11 protein-coding genes are annotated in these 16,352 nt (G+C 73.4%); 4 read left to right on the top strand and 7 right to left on the bottom strand.

Annotation, left to right across the window (positions count from 1 at the left end):
- Positions 1-10: 10 nt before the first annotated feature.
- A complete protein-coding gene (locus ACZ4WH_RS32040) occupies positions 11-2,776 on the bottom strand; it encodes an ATP-binding protein (protein WP_468187431.1) in 2,766 nt (921 codons plus the stop codon).
- Between the two features lie 210 nt (positions 2,777-2,986).
- On the opposite strand from ACZ4WH_RS32040, the gene ACZ4WH_RS32035 reads away from it, so the two are divergent.
- Positions 2,987-3,550, top strand: a complete 564-nt coding sequence (locus ACZ4WH_RS32035; RefSeq protein ID WP_468187429.1) for a YceI family protein — start codon at positions 2,987-2,989, stop codon at positions 3,548-3,550.
- A gap of 182 nt (positions 3,551-3,732) precedes the next feature.
- Here the strand turns inward: ACZ4WH_RS32035 and ACZ4WH_RS32030 are convergent, their stop codons facing one another.
- Positions 3,733-4,188 carry an amidohydrolase family protein gene (locus ACZ4WH_RS32030; protein WP_468187427.1) on the bottom strand — a complete coding sequence of 152 codons (456 nt, stop codon included), beginning with the start codon at positions 4,186-4,188 and terminating at the stop codon, positions 3,733-3,735.
- 138 nt (positions 4,189-4,326) lie between these two features.
- Between ACZ4WH_RS32030 and ACZ4WH_RS32025 the strand changes: the two genes are divergently transcribed.
- Together ACZ4WH_RS32025 and ACZ4WH_RS32020 are read left to right on the top strand one after the other, a co-directional pair.
- Complete coding sequence (locus tag ACZ4WH_RS32025) at positions 4,327-6,027, top strand: amidohydrolase (RefSeq protein WP_468187425.1); 1,701 nt, start codon at positions 4,327-4,329, stop codon at positions 6,025-6,027.
- A 50-nt stretch (positions 6,028-6,077) separates the two neighbouring features.
- Positions 6,078-6,923 (top strand): LLM class flavin-dependent oxidoreductase, encoded by an 846-nt coding sequence (locus tag ACZ4WH_RS32020; protein ID WP_468187423.1) that lies wholly within the window; start codon positions 6,078-6,080, stop codon positions 6,921-6,923.
- 603 nt (positions 6,924-7,526) lie between these two features.
- On the opposite strand, the gene ACZ4WH_RS32015 is transcribed toward ACZ4WH_RS32020, so the two are convergent.
- From ACZ4WH_RS32015 to wrbA, 3 genes are all read right to left on the bottom strand, one after another.
- Entirely contained in the window at positions 7,527-8,243 is a 717-nt protein-coding gene (locus ACZ4WH_RS32015; protein ID WP_468187421.1) for an SDR family oxidoreductase, read from the bottom strand.
- Positions 8,244-8,395: 152 nt separating this feature from the next.
- Positions 8,396-8,827: a YybH family protein gene (locus tag ACZ4WH_RS32010; RefSeq protein WP_468187419.1), complete on the bottom strand. Its 432-nt coding sequence runs from the start codon at positions 8,825-8,827 to the stop codon at positions 8,396-8,398.
- 11 nt (positions 8,828-8,838) lie between these two features.
- Positions 8,839-9,453 (bottom strand): NAD(P)H:quinone oxidoreductase, encoded by a 615-nt coding sequence (wrbA, locus tag ACZ4WH_RS32005; RefSeq protein ID WP_468187417.1) that lies wholly within the window; start codon positions 9,451-9,453, stop codon positions 8,839-8,841.
- Between the two features lie 209 nt (positions 9,454-9,662).
- Between wrbA and sigJ the strand changes: the two genes are divergently transcribed.
- The gene (gene sigJ / locus ACZ4WH_RS32000) at positions 9,663-10,601 is read left to right on the top strand and encodes an RNA polymerase sigma factor SigJ (RefSeq protein WP_468187488.1); all 939 of its coding nucleotides are present in this window, start codon (positions 9,663-9,665) and stop codon (positions 10,599-10,601) included.
- A 159-nt stretch (positions 10,602-10,760) separates the two neighbouring features.
- On the opposite strand, the gene ACZ4WH_RS31995 is transcribed toward sigJ, so the two are convergent.
- Positions 10,761-13,478 (bottom strand): ATP-binding protein, encoded by a 2,718-nt coding sequence (locus ACZ4WH_RS31995; RefSeq protein ID WP_468187415.1) that lies wholly within the window; start codon positions 13,476-13,478, stop codon positions 10,761-10,763.
- Between the two features lie 95 nt (positions 13,479-13,573).
- Positions 13,574-16,306 carry an ATP-binding protein gene (locus ACZ4WH_RS31990; protein ID WP_468187413.1) on the bottom strand — a complete coding sequence of 911 codons (2,733 nt, stop codon included), beginning with the start codon at positions 16,304-16,306 and terminating at the stop codon, positions 13,574-13,576.
- Positions 16,307-16,352: the final 46 nt, after the last annotated feature.

Raw genomic sequence — 16,352 nt, 5'->3', positions numbered from 1 at the left:
GCGCCGTCCCCTACTGCGACAACGCGTCCCTCAGCGCCGCACGGGAAGTGATGCCGAGCTTCGGGAAGATGCGGTAGAGATGGGTGCCCACCGTCCGGTGGGAGAGGTAGAGCCGCTCGCCGATCTGCTTGTTGGTCAGCCCTTCGGCGGCGAGCATGGCGATCTCCGCCTCCTGGGCCGTGAGACTGCCGGTCCCCGCGCCCTCGGCGACCGGCAGAGGGTGGTTGCGGCCGGCGGCCCTCAGCTCGGCGCCCGCCCGGTTCGCCCAGGGAGTGGCCTGGAGGCGCTGGAAGACGCTGAGGGCGGTGCTGAGGTGGGAGCGTGCCTCGGCCACGTCGCCGATGCGACGCAGACGCTCACCGTAGAGGAACTGCACGCGCGCGTAGTCGAACGGCCAGTGATGGGCACCGGGGGCCGACACGGCGCGCTCGAACAGGGCCGGCGCCTCCTCGTCCGAGGCCACGAGCGCTTCGGCGGCCAGGGTGAGCATGGCGAGCCGGGGCGACAGATCCGGGAGTCCCGCCTCCCGCATCGCCCGGGCGTGCGCCTCCGCCTCCGATGTGCGGCCGGTACGCAGCGCCGCTTCCACGAGATCGAGGGCCACCCACAGGGCGTGGGAGGTGTACGCGGCCAGCCGGCCCGCCGGGCTGAGCCGGGAGGCGTGCTGGTAGGCGGCCTCCCAGTCCCCGCGTCCCGCGGCGGCCAGTGCTCTGGGGTGGTGTGCGGTGCGGGCCGCACCGTGGGCCTTGCGGGCGGTGGTGACACGGGTCAGCTCATCAGCCCACCGGTCCGCCTCCGCGTCGCCGCGGACCGCGGCCAGCAAGGCCTTGTTCAGGTGGAAGAACCAGGTCACGAAGGTGTACCCGTGGCCCTCGGCGAGTGCCAGGCCCTCGTCGGCCAGCCGTTCGGCCTCCTCCCAGCGTCCGGCCGCGAAGTCGTCGAGGCCCAGGTGCAGCAACGCGCTCAGCGCGCTGCGCACGGCCCCGCCCGCCCGGCCGTTCTCGACGAGGCCCCAGGCCTGCGCGCGACAGCCGCCGAGCAGGTCAAGGTAGATCGCCGAGGCGTGGAGGCGGATCAGTTGATGGGGCTCCCGCCACTCCTGCTGGCGGTCGATCAGCTCGGCCAGGCGCCGTCGCACCACGGGTGACGTGCGGGCGGCGTCGGGCAGGGTCCCGCTCATGAGCAGCAGCAGCTCCGGGGGCCGCGGCCGGAGCCGGTCGATCGCGGCGTACAGCGGTGGCCAGAAGTCCTCCCGGCCGGCGAACCAGCACATCATCAGCAGCGTGTGAAGTGCCTCGACGAGGTCGGTGCGGTCGGCGTCGTAGCCGTGGTCGCCGTTCTCGATGGCGTCGACGAGCAGCGTGTGAGCCGCCTCGACGTCACCGTCGCCGTCGCCGTTGATGAGCACGTAGGCGGCGGCCGCCGCCGCGTGCAGCGAGCCGCCGGGCCGCGGGCCGACGGCTCGGATCTCGGCCAGCAGGCGGGTGGCCGTGCCCAGGTCACCGGTGAGGTGGGCGGCCAGGTAGGAAGCCTGGGCCAGCCGTCGGCAGCGGTCACCGGCGGCGGTGCTGAACTGCGCGGCGCGCAGGAGAGCGGCCAGCGCACCGGTCGCGTCACCGCGGCGGAGCTTGTGCTGAGCGGCCTGCTCCAGCGGGTTCGCGACCGACTCGTCGGCCCCGCTCGCCGCCTCGGCGAGGTGCTGGGCACGGCGCTCCGGATCGTCGGTGAACAGACCGGCGAGGAGCCGGTGGATCCGGCGCAGCTCGGCTTCCCCGGCGGACTCCACCACCGCCGAACGCACGAGGGGGTGACGGAACTCCACCTGCCGCGAGGCGAGGTCGACCTTGATCAGTTTCGCGCTCTCCGCCGGCGCGAGATGCTCGAGAGCGGGTTCGGCTCCGGCGGCCCTCTGGAGCACCCGCAGGTCACCGGTGCCCTCCTGAGCCAGGATGAGGAGGGCTTCCTGCGTCTGGGGAGGCAGCAGGGCGACGCGTGCCGCGAACACCGACTCGACATGGCGGGTGAGCGGGAGTACGTCCGGCAGCACCGTGACGCCGGACAACTGGGCGGGGGTCAGGGCCGCGGGCAGTTCCAGCAGGGCCAGCGGGTTGCCGCGGGCCTCGGTGGCGAGGCGGTGCCGCATGCTCGGCGCCAGGCTGGGGAACGCCGCGCGCAGCAGTTCGCCCGAGGCGACCTCGTCGATCGGCTTGACCTGGAGGGTCGGCAGCCCGCTGCGCTGGAAGTGATCGCGTTCGTCGTTGCGCGCGGCGGTGATCAGACCAACCCGGCTGCCGGTCAGCCGCCGGGCCACGAAACCGAGCGCGACCGCACTGGGGCCGTCGGCCCAGGGCAGGTCGTCCACGACGAGAAGCAGTGGGCCTGACTCGGCCTGGCGGCGCAGCAGGGTGAGGCAGGCGTTGAGAATCACCAGCCGCGGTGGGACCGGGCCGGTCCGCATGCCGAGGGCCGCCAGCAGAGCATCGCGGAACACGTCGTCCAGTTCGGTGAACCCCGAGGCCAGCGGCAGGAGCAGCTCGGCGAGCACCGCGTAACTGACGTCCGCCATGTACTGCACGCCGGTCGCCCGGATGACGCGTACCCCCTGGGCGGAGGCGCGCTCTGCTGCGGCATCCAGCAGGCGTGTCTTGCCCACGCCCGGCTCGCCGTACAGGAAGAGGGAGTCGCCCCGGCGACGGGCCCGCTCCAGGAAGGTCTCGATCCTGCGCAGCTCTTCGGCGCGGCCGAACAGTGCCGACGGAGGAGTCGCATCTCCCATGGGCGCACCTCTGGCGGGTCCCGCTGTCACCTTGGGCAGCCTAGGGGGAGCATAGGTGAACCATGGCGACTGACTGACTCTTTCATACATGTCCAACATACATCAGTAAGTCTGCAAGGGCAGGCGACTGGTAGCGGTTGAATGTTCAAAGGTAACGTCTTATGTTTCCGGACCTCTGCACATGACCCCGAGCCTTTCTGGAGCGCTTGCATGAGCACCTTCGACAGCACGGACATCTCGGCCCTGACGGGCGACTACGCCATCGACCAGGCCCACAGCACGATCGGCTTCGTGGTGCGGCACGCCATGGTCACCAACGTCAAGGGCAGCTTCCAGGACTTCACCGGCACACTGCACCTCGACGGCGCCGACCCCGCCAAGTCCACCGCCACGCTCGACGTCCGGATGGACAGCGTCGAGACCGGCAACACCGACCGCGACGGTCACCTGAAGTCGTCCGACTTCTTCAAGATCGAAGAGTTCCCGGTCATGACCTTCCGCTCCACCAAGGCGGAGTCCCTGGGCGGCGACGACTACCGGATCACCGGTGACCTCTCCCTGCTGGGCGTCACCAAGCCGCTCACCATCGACCTGGAGTTCAACGGCGCGGCCAAGGACCCGTTCGGCAACGAGCGCGTCGGTTTCGAGGGCAAGGCCGAGATCCTGCGCTCGGAGTGGGGCCTGACCTGGAACGCCGCGCTGGAGACGGGGGGCGTCCTGGTCTCCGACAAGGTCAGGCTGCGGTTCGACATCTCGGCGATCAAGCAGGCGTAACGGCAGGTGAGCGCAGGGCGCCGATGCCGGACCGGCCGCCGGGCGAACCCGGCGGCCGGAACCGCACGCGACTGTCGGGCAGTCGGGGCCGGAGCCGCCCGCGACTGCCCGACGGTCGTGCACGGCCGGAGACGCCGTCGAGTGTCCCGGCCGTGCGTCGTGGCGGTCTCGGGCCCTGGCCGTCAGCGCACGCGGACCCCGGCCCGGAACACCCCGGAGACGTTCAGGAGGGCAGCGGCGCCGTGCGCCGGGTCGCCGTCCACCACGAGGAGGTCGGCGTCGTAGCCGGCGCGGATCCGTCCCGTCCGGTCGCCGAGGCCGGATGCCTCGGCCGCCGGAGCGGTGACCGCGGACAGCGCCGCCTCGGCGGAGAGGCCCGGTGCGCGGAGTTCGGCCACCGCGTGGGGCAACACGTTGTGGCGCTTGACGGGGGCGATCCCGGCGTCGGAGCCCACCACCAGGCGGGCGCCCCGTGCGTGCAGCGCTCCATGGCCCGCGTGGATACGGCCGAGCCGCGTGGCGATGGCGATCGGCGGCGTGCCCGGCGCCGGTGGCGAAGGCCAGGTGCACAGGGGGTGTCGATCAGTCCGGGCAAGCAGACAGGAGTCAGGGCCGTAGTCACTAGTTGACTCATGCACTCCGTTCCGCACGGTAGTGACAACATGATGTGGCTGATAATGACTCTGGGCAGTCCTAACGTGTCCTGGTGTCGATCATCGCGCGAGACCATCATGACTTCCGAAACTGTCATTATCGCACTGTCAAGAAGGGCTGCGATGAACGACGTGCCCTATGTGGGCCGCAGGCGCCTGCTGAAGATGTTCGGACTGGGTGCCACCGCCACGACCGCCACGGTCCTGCAAGCCGATCCCGTGCTCGCCGCGACACTGGGTCACGACGAACGCACCGGCGTCTCTCCCACCGGCTACAAGGCCCCCACCGGCCTCGCCGGTGACACCCCCGCCAAGACCACCGCCGATTCCTGGATCACCTCCAACAGCCGGACCATCACGGAGCTGAGCGACGAGGTCTGGCAGCACGCCGAGCTGTCCCTGCGGGAGTGGAAGTCCGCTCAGGCTCACGCCGCGTTGCTGGAGCGCAACGGGTTCCGCGTCAGGTGGGGCTCCGCCGGCTTCCCGACCGCGTTCGTGGCCACCTACGGCTCCGGCGGGCCGGTGCTCGGCTTCAGCGCGGAGTACGACGCTCTGCCCGGCCTCTCCCAGAAGAAGGGCGCGTCGACGCACGACCCGCTCGTCTACAACTACGACGCCTACGGCCCGACGTACGGCGGTGGCCACGGCGACGCGCACAACCTGCTCGGCGGCGCAGCCACCGCCGCCGCCATCGCCGTCAGCAAGGCCATCGAGGCGCACGGCCTCAAGGCCACGGTGCAGCTCTTCGGCAGCGCGGGCGAGGAGCAACTGGTCGGCAAGGCGTACGCCGTCAAGGCCGGGGTGTACGACGGCCTCGACGCCGTCCTCGACTGGCACCCGTTCAACGTCACGATGCCCTTCTGGAACACCACCAGTGCGCTGCTGTCGGCCACCTTCACGTTCCTCGGTGCCTCCGGCCACGGCGGCACCCCGCTCGGCAACAAGAGCGGTCTCGACGGCGCGCTGCTGATGGCAACGATGTCGGAATACCTGCGGGAGAAGAACGTCGCGCCCTCCGGCCGCTTCCACTACGCCGTGATCAACGGCGGCGGTGCCCCCAACGTGACGCCCGACATGTGCTCCATCTGGTACTACGTCCGTGAGGGCAGCCCGGCTCGCGCCCAGGTGCTCTACGACAAGATCGTGGACTGCGCCAAGGCGGCGGCGCAGGCGAGCCAGACCCGGCTCGTGCACAAGTTCCACTCCGCGACCTGGAACCTGCTCGCCAACAAGGCGGGCGCCGAGCTGGTGTACGACAACATGCGGCGGATCGGCCCGCCGGAGTTCACCGAGGACGACCACACCCTCGCCAAGGCGATCCAGAAGTCGCTGGGCAAGCCCGAGACCGGCATGCCCACCACCATCACCCCGCTCGCGCCGCCCGCCGCCAACTACACCGGCGGGCTGGCCACCGACGCCGCCGACGTCAGCTGGCAGGCGCCGACGGCCACGCTGCTCGCGGCGGCCTACCCGCCCGGACTGCCCAACCACAACTGGGGTGTCACCGCCACCGCCGCGACCCACATAGGCCACCAGGCCATGCTGTCCGCCGCCCGCTACATGGCCGCCTCCGCCGTGGACCTCATCGAACAGCCCGACCTGCTCCAGGGCATGAAGGACGAGTTCAAGGAGCGGACGAGCGGGGTGACCTGGAAGAGCATGATCCCCGACGGCAGCCAGCCACCGCTGTACGAACCTCCCGCCGAGTTCCTCAAGGCGACCGGGCAGTCCTGGCCGCCGCCCGGCGTCACCTGGCCGGTGCCGCAGATCGTCGCACAGGAACAACTCGGCACCACCGGCCCCGCGTTGCCGCCGGTGACCTGACCCGAACCGTGCCACACTCCGATCCCTTCTCCAGAAAAGGAGCCCCGTCCATGAACATCGGCATCGGCCTGCCCATCGGCGATCCCGGCCTGCTGACCACCTGGGCCCGGCGGGCCGATGCCGGTCCCTTCAGCTCACTCGGCCTGCTCGACCGGGTGGTCTACGACAATCCCGAACCCCTGGCCGCCCTCGCGGTCCTCGCGGGCGCCACCTCGCGCATCCGTGTACAGACCGAGGTCCTCCTCGCCCCCACGCGGGACACCGTCCTGCTGGCCAAGCAGGCGGCCACCATCGACCGGATGACCGGGGGCCGGCTCGTGCTGGGTCTGGGCGTCGGCACCCGGGACGACGACTACGCGGCCGTCGGCGCCGACATGCGGACCCGGGGACGCCGCCTGGACGAACAGCTGGCCGTCATGCGCCGGTTGTGGTCCGGCGGGGACCTCGGTGACGGCATCGGCCCGATCGGACCGCGCCCCGCCCGTCAGGGCGGCCCAGAGGTGCTGCTGGGCGGATTCCAGCCCGCCGCGCTCGAACGCGTCGCACGGTGGGCCGACGGCTACCTCGCCGCCGCGCCTGTGCCGATGGTCGCGGGCCTGTTCGACACCGTGCGCAAGGCCTGGCGGCAGCACGGCCGGGACGGCGAGCCCCGGCTCGTCGCGCAGCTCAGCGTCGCGGTCGGCCAGCAGCGGCTGATCGACGAGGCGCGTGCCGCCCTGCTCGACTACTACGCCTTCACGGGCATGGCCGACCGGATGGCAGCGGGCCTGCTCACCACACCGGCGGCCATCCGCGCGGCGATCACCGCCCTCGCCGACCTGGGCGCCGACGAGGTGGTGCTCTACTGCTACGGCCTCGACCCGGACCAGGTGGACCGGCTCGCCGACGTGGTGTGAGCCACCGGGGCCGGGCCGGCCCCGCGACCGCCGGCGGTGCCCGCGCGCGTCCTACGCGGTGTGGGCACCGGGGAGGCATGCCTTCCGCCGCCGCCCGGCGCGGGGAGCCGTCCGTTTCGCGAGGGCGCCGGCCCCTTGGCGTGCCGCACCGAGAACCGGGCACCGATCCGCCGGTGCCGGGCCGCTCCGCACCACGCGGACCAGCCGCCCGGGGAGCGTCACGAGGTCACCGGGGGCACGGCTGCCGCAGGGGGGGGGAGAGAGACGGCGGGGACGCGGCCGGGCGACGGAACGAGTCGGGCGACGCGGGACGCGGGCAGCCGGCGGTACGCGTGATCCGCACTCGGCCCGTGTCCCATTCCCGGTTCGTCCCCGGTCAGGGGCACCATCGCGCCTGTCCGGCCCGTCAGCGGCCGGGGTGGTGCCCGGCTCGGCTCGTCAGCCGCCAGGGGTGGTGTCGCACCCGGTTCCTCAGGGGCCGCCAGGGGTGCCTCGCTACTCGGTCACTCAGCGGCCGGGAGCGCCTGCCGTCCGTTCCTGAGGGGCCGGGAACGCGTCGGTGCCTGTTCCTGAGGGGCCCGTGTCGCTGTCGCGTCCGGCCCGTCAGCGGCCGGAGAGGCTGCCCCCGCCGTCCACGCCGAGTACCTGGCCGGTGATGAAGCCGGCGTCCTCGCTCAGCAGGAAGGCGATGGCCGCGGCGACCTCCTCCGGGCGGCCGAAGCGGGCCATGGGGACGGAGCGGAGCACCCTGGCCTCGTCCGCGCCGCCCACCGGGTGCTTCTCGCGGAAGAGTTCGGTCTCCACCGGGCCCGGGGCGACGGCGTTGACCGTCACCCCGTGCTCCGCCAGCTCCAGCGCCCACGTGCCGGTCAGCCCCACCAGCGCGCTCTTGGCCGCCGCGTAGCTGCTGCGCGTGCGCGAACCGTGCTGCGCGCGGCTCGTCACATTGACGATCCGGCCCCAGCCGCGCTCCCGCATCCCGCCGACGCACGCCTGGGTGACCTGCACGGCGGCGCGCACGTTCAGGTCGTACACCTCGTGCAGCGCCTCGAGCGTGATCTCGCCGAGCGGTTCCGGCAGGACGATGCCGACGTTGTTGACGACCGCGTCCACGCGCTCCTCACGGGTGACGGTCTCCAACAGTTCGCGCGTGGCCCCGGCGTCGGCGAGGTCGCACGCGTGCAGCACCCCCGGGAACTCCCCGTCCGGGACACCGCGGGCGATCCCCAGCACCCGGTGTCCCCGGTCGGCGAGCCGGTGCGCGGTGGCGAGGCCGATCCCCTTCGACGCTCCTGTGATCAGCACGGTACGTCCGGACAACAGCGGTCTCCCTGTCCTTGAGCATCCCTGACTGGACCCTGTCGCCGATCTTTCCACCCGCCGCGTCCGGCACCGCGCCGACGTGGGCCTGCGTGGTGCCGTGAGGTACGCAAGTGCCGGAGACCGGGTACGGAAAGGCATCCCGAGCGGCCTCACACACCCGGCGGAAACCATGCCCGGAGGGTGCCCGGGTCGATCGGCACCGAGACGTGCTCGTGCGTGATGAGCCACCTGCCGTCCGACCGCCGGCAGCACACGCTGGAACGTACCCATATCGCGCTGCGCAGCCCGTTCTTCCGGGTACCGGAGTCCAGGTGCAGCATGTGCGCGAACGCGACGTCCGCGTCACCGCCCGTGACGGTGAGGGAGCGCGTCTCCAGGCCGATGGGTCCGTCGTACTCGTCGAACCACCGCAGGAAGTTGCCCCGGACCGACTCGCGTCCCGTGAACTGGAGCGGGGGGATTACGTCGTAATAGACGATGTCGTCGGAGTAGTGCGCCATGAGCCGGTCGATGTCCTTGGACCGGCTCGCCTCGACGCGGCTTTCCAGCAGCGCCCTGACGTCGGACTCGTGCGAAGTCATCGCATCCTCCGTCAAGAAGTCCGAGCACGGCCGGCCTTGAGCGCGGTGGCGGTGGTGACGGCGCGGCGGGCCTGGTGGCGGGCCGCCGACAGGGCCACGTCGCCGGGTGCGCCGTCGCCGGCGGTGTGCGAGGCGCCGTAGGGGTTGCCCGCCTGGAACTGGACGGGGTCGGTGTAGCCGGGCGGGACGATGATGCCGCCCCAGTGGCAGAAGGTGTTGCCCAGCGCCAGGAGGGTCGACTCCTGGCCGCCGTGGGCGGTGTTGGAGGAGGTGAACGCCGAGTAGACCTTGTCCGCGAGCTTGCCCTGGAACCAGAGCGGGCCGGTGCTGTCGATGAACGCCCGCAACTGGCTCGCCGGGTTGCCGAAGCGGGTGGGCGCGCCGAACAGGACCACGTCGGCCCACTCCAGGTCGTCGTGACCGGCCTCGGCGACATCGGCGGTGTCCCGCAGGTGCCGCGCCCACTCCGGCCGGGACTCGACCGCCTGCGGCGGGGCCGTCTCGGCGACCCTGCGCAGCCGCACCCGGGCGCCGGCCTCGGCCGCGCCCTCGGCGGCGGCCCGCGCCAGGGCGTGCACGGTGCCGGTGGAACTGTAGTAGATGATGGCGGTGTTGACGGGTTCCATGATCGGGTCCTGTCCTTCCGTGTGCTTCGGTCCGACCCGGTGTGCTGTCGGGTCCGACCCCTACGACAAGACAGCCCGGCGCAGTGTGAGGCGGCGCGCGACCTCACGGCCCGCCTCACATTCCGCGGGGCCGTCCGGTCGTAACCAGCGACAGCGAAAACGGCGGAAGAAACGGGGACACCGTGACCGATCCGAGTCTGGCCGCTCTCATGGGCGAAAGGCGTCGGCTGATCAACCTCGCCTACCGGCTGCTCGGCTCCCTGTCGGAGGCCGAGGACGTCGTCCAGGAGACCTACGCCCGCTGGTACGCCATGCCCCGGCGGCGGCAGGAGGCCGTCGAGTCGGTCGGTGGCTGGCTGACCACGGTCGCCACCCGCATCTGCCTGAACCTGCTCGGCTCGGCACGGGCCCGGCGCGAGCGGTACGTGGGGCAGTGGATACCCGAGCCGCTGCCGGAACCCGCCGAGCGGGCCGACGGGGGGCCGGGCGCCGAGATCGATGATCCGGCGGACCGCGTCACCCTCGACGAGTCGGTCAGCATGGCCTTCCTGGTCCTGCTGGAGTCCATGACACCGGCCGAGCGCGTCGCGTTCATCCTGCACGACGTCTTCCGCTACTCCTTCCCCGAAGTGGCCGAGATCGTCGGCCGCAGCCCGGCCGCCTGCCGCCAGCTGGCCTCGTCGGCCCGCCGCCGCCTGCGCGACGCGCGGCAGCCCACCCCCTCGGCGCCGGCCCGCCAGGCCGACACCGTCAGGAACTTCCGGCAGGCCTGGGAGGCCAAGGACATCGGCGCCCTCATCGGCCTCCTCGATCCGGGCGCGACGGCGGTCGGTGACGGAGGCGGCCGGGTCACCGCCGCGCCGCAACCGGTCGAAGGCGGCGAGCAGGTGGCGCGCTTCCTGGTCGAACTCGCCGCGAAGGCACCGGACCTGGCGCTCGTCGAGCGGACCGTCAACGGCCGGCCCGGACTGGTGGCCCAGCGCGCCGGTGCCACCGTGGCGGTGTACGCGTTCGACTTCGCCGGCGACCGCGTCCAGCACATCTGGGCCGTGGGCAACCCGGAGAAACTGCGCCCGTGGAGCACGGGACGAGGGGAGGGCCGTAGCACCGGAACCCGAGGCCCGTGGTCGGATACGGTGCCGGGATGACGGGGACCCTGCCGTGCCGCGGCTGCTTCGCGCGGCTGGAAGTCTGCTCATGCGGCGGCGACTTCGAGGTGCCCCAGGCCGGCGCACAGCAATGGCTGCGATCGCGCGGTGAGGGGTACGCGCGGCGGCTGGTGCCGCGCGAGTCGGCCGGAGCGGTCCTCAGGGTGAGGAGCGCAGCAGGCGGCCCAGGGCCGTGCGGGAGGTGACGCCCAGTTTGGGGAAGATGCGGTGCAGATGGCTGCTGACCGTCCGGTGGGAGACGTAGAGGCGTTCGCCGATCTCCCGGTTGGTGAGCCCTTCGGCCACCATCAGGGCGATCTCCAGTTCCTGCGGGCTCAGCAGCTCCCGCACGTCGGGCACCCCCTCGGCGCTCGACTCGCCGGAGGCGCGCAGTTCGCGGCGGGCCCGCTCGGCGAACGTGACCGCGCCGAGGGCGTCGAAGGCGTCCCGGGCGGCCCGCAGCGGAGTGCGCGCGAGGGCGTCACGGCGTCGGCGGCGCAGCCACTCGCCGTAGGCCAGTTGCGTGCGGGCGCGGGCGAAGGGCCACCGCGTCAGGTCGGCGGCCAGCGCCTCGGCGAAGAGGCGTTCGGCGTCGGCGTCGTCGGCGAGGACCGCGCGGGCGAACCGCACCCCGATGTGCAGCGCCGGCGACGGATGGACGGCCGCGACCTCCTCCGCGCGCCCGACGAACTCGCGGACCTCCTCCGCACGGTGCGCGCGCGGTGCGACGTCCACCAGGTCCATGAGCCCGTAGTGCAGTGCGGACGGGTGGAACGCGGGCGACGCCGGATCGTGCGGCTGCCGCAGCCGGTCCAGGGCACCGTCCGGGCAGTCCTGCGCGGCGGCGACCTGCGCCAGCGCCATATGGGCGGTGGCCAGGACCGGGCGGGCGCGGTGCGCGCCGCCGAGCCCGATCGCCTCCGCGGCCAGCTCCTCCGCCTCCGTGAACCGCCCGCTCAGCGCGGCGATCAGCGCCTGGGTGGCGCGGACCGTCGCCCGGAGCACCGGCTGTGAGGTCTCCTTGGCCAGCCGGAGCGCCGCGTCGGCGGACGGGACGGCCACCGTCAGATCGCACAGCAGCGCGGCGCTCCACGCCCGCACCGTCAGTGCCTTGGCCAGCAGTCCGAGCCGGCCCTGGGCCCGCAGCCCGGTCAGGGCGGCGGCGGAGAAGCTCGCGGCCAGCTCGAAGGCGCCGGCCAGGACCGCGGCCGTACCCAGCGTCTGGTCGGTCACCGCGTCCCCGCTGGGATGCGCGGCCCAGTGGCGGAGCCGGGCGAGGACGTGCGCGCCGTGTTCCACCGGCGCGGCGCAGGCCAGTACGGCCAGCGCCAGCGGCTCATCGGCCGGTTCCAGGCGTTGGGCGAGGGCGGCCACGCGCCGGGCGGCCGTGTGGTCGCCGTCCACCCACACGCAGTGCAGCGCCGCCGTCCACAGGATGCGCAGGGCGAGTGCCCCGTCCCCGTCGGCGGCCACGTCCTCGGCCAGCCCGGTCAGCGTGACGACGTCGGCGCCCTCGGGCACGTCGTCGTGGAAACGGGCCGCCGTCCACGCGGCCAGGGCCCGCTGCCGCTCGGACATCGGGCCGGCACCAGCCCGGTCCAGCAGCCGGGCCACCTCGTCGCGCCGCCCGGAGTCGACCGCGAGGTCGGCCGCGCGCAGCAGCAGCTCGGCACGGCGCTCCGGGCAGCCGCTGAGCTGCGCGGCGTCCTCCAGCGCGGTGACCGCGGCCAGGACACCGCCGCGTTCGGTGCGCTCGGCCGCCGCCTTCAGTACGGCGCCCACGTCGTCGTCCGGCGCGGGTTCCGGTGCCGGGGGCCGGGGCCCCTCGGCCGGCGTCCGGGCCATCGCGGCGCGCACGGCCCGGTGCTCGTCCGGGCTCGCCCCGGACAGCACCGCCGCGCGGATGACCGCGTGCCGGAAGCGCGCCTCGCCGCCGTGCACCGTGACCAGCCGGCCACGGACGGCCGGCGCGAGATCGTCGGGGTGGACGGTCTCACCGGCGATCAGCTGCGCGGCCTCCACCAGTTCCGTGACGGTGCCGCCCCCGTGCACGGCTGCGATCAGCAGGAGCAGCCGGGTGTGCGGCGGCAGACCGGCCAGCCGGGCCCGGAAGGCGCTCTCCACCCGGGTCACGGGCGGAAGCGTCGCGGCCGTCGCCGCCGCCTCTCCGTACGCCTCGCGGGCGACCCGGGTCAGCTTGGTCAGGACGAGCGGATGGCCGGCGCCCTCCGCGAGTATCCGCTCGCGCAGTGCGGGGGAGAGACCGGGCGCCAGTGCGTCGACCAGGGCCGCCGCGTCGGGCGCGGCCAGGGGTTCCAGCGGCAGGGTCGGCAGGCCGGCGGTGTCCGCCGGGCCGTGGAAGCCCTCACGCACCGTGGCCAGCAGCACGATGGGTTCGGACGCGAGCCGGCGGGCCACGAAGGGCACGACGGCGGCGCCGGCCGGGTCCAGCCAGTGCAGGTTCTCGACCACCAGCAGCACCGGGCGGTGCGCCGCCGCCTCGGCCAGCAGATTCAGCGTGGCGAGCGCCACCGGGAACGGCTCCGGACACGGATCGGTGTCCGCGGCCTCGCGCGAGTCGACGCACCGCCGCAACACCTCCCGCTGGCCGGGAGGCAGCCGGTCCTCGAAGCCGCGCACCGGCCGCAGCAGTTCGGTGAGCGCGGCGAACGGCTGCCGGGCGCTCCGCTCCGTGGCGACCGCGGTCAGGACCCACAGCTCACCGCCGTCCAGGGAGCCGACGACGTGCTCCAGCAGGGCGCTCTTGCCGATCCCCGGTTCCCCGGTCACCAGCAGGGCACCCCCGGAGCCGGCCCGCCCGCGGTCGATGACCTCCCGCAGGGTGGCGACATGGCCGTCACGTCCGATGAATGGCACCGCACTCGCTCCCGTACCTGTGACCTGCCCGACCGAGTCTAGTCCGGGCCGCTCTGCGGGCTTCGGCTGCTGGACTGGGCTTCCACGGCCGGCGCTCACCCGGTCGCCGGGAAGACCGACGCCAGTTCCGCGCGTGAGGTGATGCCCAGTTTCGGGAACACCCGGTGCAGGTGGGTGCTCACCGTGCGGTGGGAGAGGTACAGGCGTTGGCCGATCTCCCGGTTCGTCAGGCCCTCCGCGGCCATCTGCGCGATCTGTAGCTCCTGCGGGGTCAGCCGGTCGCGGGCGTCGGGCTCGCGGCGGCGGCTGGTCTCGCCGGAGGCGAGCAGTTCCCGGCGGGCGCGGTCACCCCAGGGAACCGTGCCCAGCACGTCGAACGCGTCGCGGGCGGCCCGCAGGAGTGTCCGCGCGTCCGTCACCCGCCGCTGGCGGCGCAGCCACTGGCCGTAGGCGAGCTGGACGCGGGCCCGGTCGAAGGGCCAGCCGCATCTGTCCAGCGCCCGCGCGAACAGCCCTTCCGCGTCGGCGTCGTCGGCGAGGACCGCGCGGGCGTAGCGCAGGCCGCTGTGCAGGGCGGGGGAGGGGCTGCGCTGGGCGGCGGCCTCCATCTCCGCGATCACCGACCGGGCCCGCCGGGTGTCTCCGCTGTGTACCGCGGCGTCCACCAGCTCGATGAGGGCGTAGCAGCGCAGCGCCGGCTGGTGGGCGGGGTCCGCCGGGTCGTGCATGCGCAGCAGGTGCGCGTAGGCCTCGTCGTACCGGCCCGCCCCCATGGCGGCGACCCCCCGGGCGATCTGGGCGGTCGCCAGCACCGGCCGGGCGGCGACGGGCAGCCCGATCCGCTCGGCCTGAGCCGCCAGTTCCATGGCGCGGTCGTAGCGTCCCTGGAGCGCGGCGGTACGGGCCTCGGTGGCGACGTTGATGCCGTACAGGTACGTCTGCCCGGTCTCCCGGGCCAGGCGGCTGGCCTCCTCGGCGACCGGGATGGTGGAGGACAGCCGGGCCAGCTGGGCGCCGCTCCAGGCCTGGGCGCCCAGGGCTCGGGCGAGCAGGCCGAGGCGGCCGTGCGCCCGCAGCCCCGGCACGGAGACCTGGGACAGCTCCTCCGCCAGTTCGAAGTCGCCGACCAGGACGGCCGCGCTGCCGACCAGTCGGTCCGCCTGGGCGTCGCCCGCCGTCTGCCCGGCCGCCCGCCGCAACTGGGTGAGGACGCGACGGCCGCTGGTCACCGGCTGGGCGTAGGCGAGGATCGCCAGGATGCGGGGGTCGTCGTCGGGGAAGGGCAGGGCGTCGGCGAGGGCGACGATGTCGCGGCGGGCCGCGTCGCCGGGTTCCGACCAGAAGCAGCGCAGCGCCGCGCTCCACAGAATCCGTACGGCGAGGTCGTGGTCGCCCTCGGCCATGACGGTCCGCACCAGCCGGGTCAGCAGGGCGGTGCCCTCGGAGACGTCCCGCATGCCGTCCTCCAGGCCGCCCTTGATCCACAGGATGCGGGCCCGCTGCTGCGGGGTGGTGGCCCACGGGGTCGCCGCGTCCAGCAGCCGGGTCAGCAGGTGCTGCTGGCCGGTGTCCACGGCCTGGTCGGCGGCCTTCAGCAGCCGTTCGATGCGCTGGTTCGGCTCGCTGCTGAGGCGAGCGGCCTGTTCCAGGGCGAACACGGAGTCGGCGGCGCCGCCGCGGCGGTACGTGCGGTCGGCGGCGGCCTCCAGCCGGTCCGCCAGCCGTGCGTCGGGCTGGACCGTGGCCGCCGCCTCGTGCCAGGTCCGGCGGTCGGAGTCGGCGGGCAGGCAGCGGGCGAGGGCCGCGTGGGCCTCCCGGCGCCGGGCCGCCGGGGAGGCCTGCCGGATCGCGGAGCGCATCAGGGGGTGCCGGAAGCGCACGGCGTCGTCGGACACCTCGACCAGCCGGGCCGAGATCGCCGGGGCGAGGTCCGCGGCCGTCGCCGGTGCCGCGAGGTCCAGGGAGGCGACGCGCAGGATCTCGGCGAGGGACGGGCTGTCGTCGCAGGCGGCCGTCAGCAGGACGTGCCGGGTGGCGTCCGGCAGGGTGCGCAGCCGTGCGGTGAACGCGTCCTGGAGGCGCCGGGACATGGGGGTCCAGGGAGCGTCGGGGGAGATGGTCTCCCCGCCGGAGGTGTCGGTCGCCAGCTCGGTCAGCGCGAGCGGATTGCCGGCCGCCTCCCTCAGCAGCTGCTGCCGGGCCACGCGGGCCAGGCTTGGCGCCCGCTGGTCCAGCAGTAGCGCGGACGCCTCGGCGGAGAGCGGCCCCACGGCCAGGTCGGGTACGTCGGCGCGGGTCAGCCGCGTGGGATAGCCGTCCCGCATGGCGGCCAGCAGCAGGATCGGCTCCGACTCCAGGCGCCGGGAGAGGAAGGAGATGACCTCCGCGCTGGCCCCGTCGATCCAGTGCACGTCGTCCACGACGAGCAGCAGTGGGGCGCCGCCGGCGGCACGGGCCAGCAGGTTCAGCGAGGCGAGCGCCACCAGGTACAGGTCGGGGACCGGCGCGTCCGTGATGCCGAGCGCCGCGCGGAGGGCGTCGCGCTCGTTGTCCGGCAGGTCGTCGATCAGGGACCGGAACGGAAAGATCAGCTGATGCAGTCCCGAGAAGGGCAGCTGTGTCTCCGACTCCACGCCGACCGTGGTGAGGACGCGGCTCTCGCTCAGCGCCGTGTGCCGTGCCGCCTCCTCCAGCAGCGCGGTCTTCCCGATCCCGGGTTCCCCGTGCACGAGAACGGCGCCACCCTGACGGGACAGGACGTCGATCCGGTCGTGCAGAAAAGCGGTCTCGTTCTCACGGCCGAACAGTGCGTCGGCGGTGGGCCGCATCGCCGGCACCTCCATGGGGAAACGCGCCAGGAACAGAAAATACCGG

It is taken from the genome of Streptomyces sp. NPDC029138, assembly GCF_055564375.1.
This window is presented reverse-complemented; position numbering and strand designations above follow the sequence as displayed.

What these genes read in the sequence shown, in the direction of transcription:
- ACZ4WH_RS32040 (WP_468187431.1), bottom strand. Translation starts at nt 2,776, where the DNA reads ATGGGAGATGCGACTCCTCCGTCGGCACTGTTCGGCCGCGCCGAAGAG.
- ACZ4WH_RS32035 (WP_468187429.1), top strand. Translation starts at nt 2,987, where the DNA reads ATGAGCACCTTCGACAGCACGGACATCTCGGCCCTGACGGGCGACTAC.
- ACZ4WH_RS32025 (WP_468187425.1), top strand. Translation starts at nt 4,327, where the DNA reads ATGAACGACGTGCCCTATGTGGGCCGCAGGCGCCTGCTGAAGATGTTC.
- ACZ4WH_RS32020 (WP_468187423.1), top strand. Translation starts at nt 6,078, where the DNA reads ATGAACATCGGCATCGGCCTGCCCATCGGCGATCCCGGCCTGCTGACC.
- ACZ4WH_RS32010 (WP_468187419.1), bottom strand. Translation starts at nt 8,827, where the DNA reads ATGACTTCGCACGAGTCCGACGTCAGGGCGCTGCTGGAAAGCCGCGTC.
- wrbA (WP_468187417.1), bottom strand. Translation starts at nt 9,453, where the DNA reads ATGGAACCCGTCAACACCGCCATCATCTACTACAGTTCCACCGGCACC.
- sigJ (WP_468187488.1), top strand. Translation starts at nt 9,663, where the DNA reads ATGGGCGAAAGGCGTCGGCTGATCAACCTCGCCTACCGGCTGCTCGGC.
- ACZ4WH_RS31990 (WP_468187413.1), bottom strand. Translation starts at nt 16,306, where the DNA reads ATGCGGCCCACCGCCGACGCACTGTTCGGCCGTGAGAACGAGACCGCT.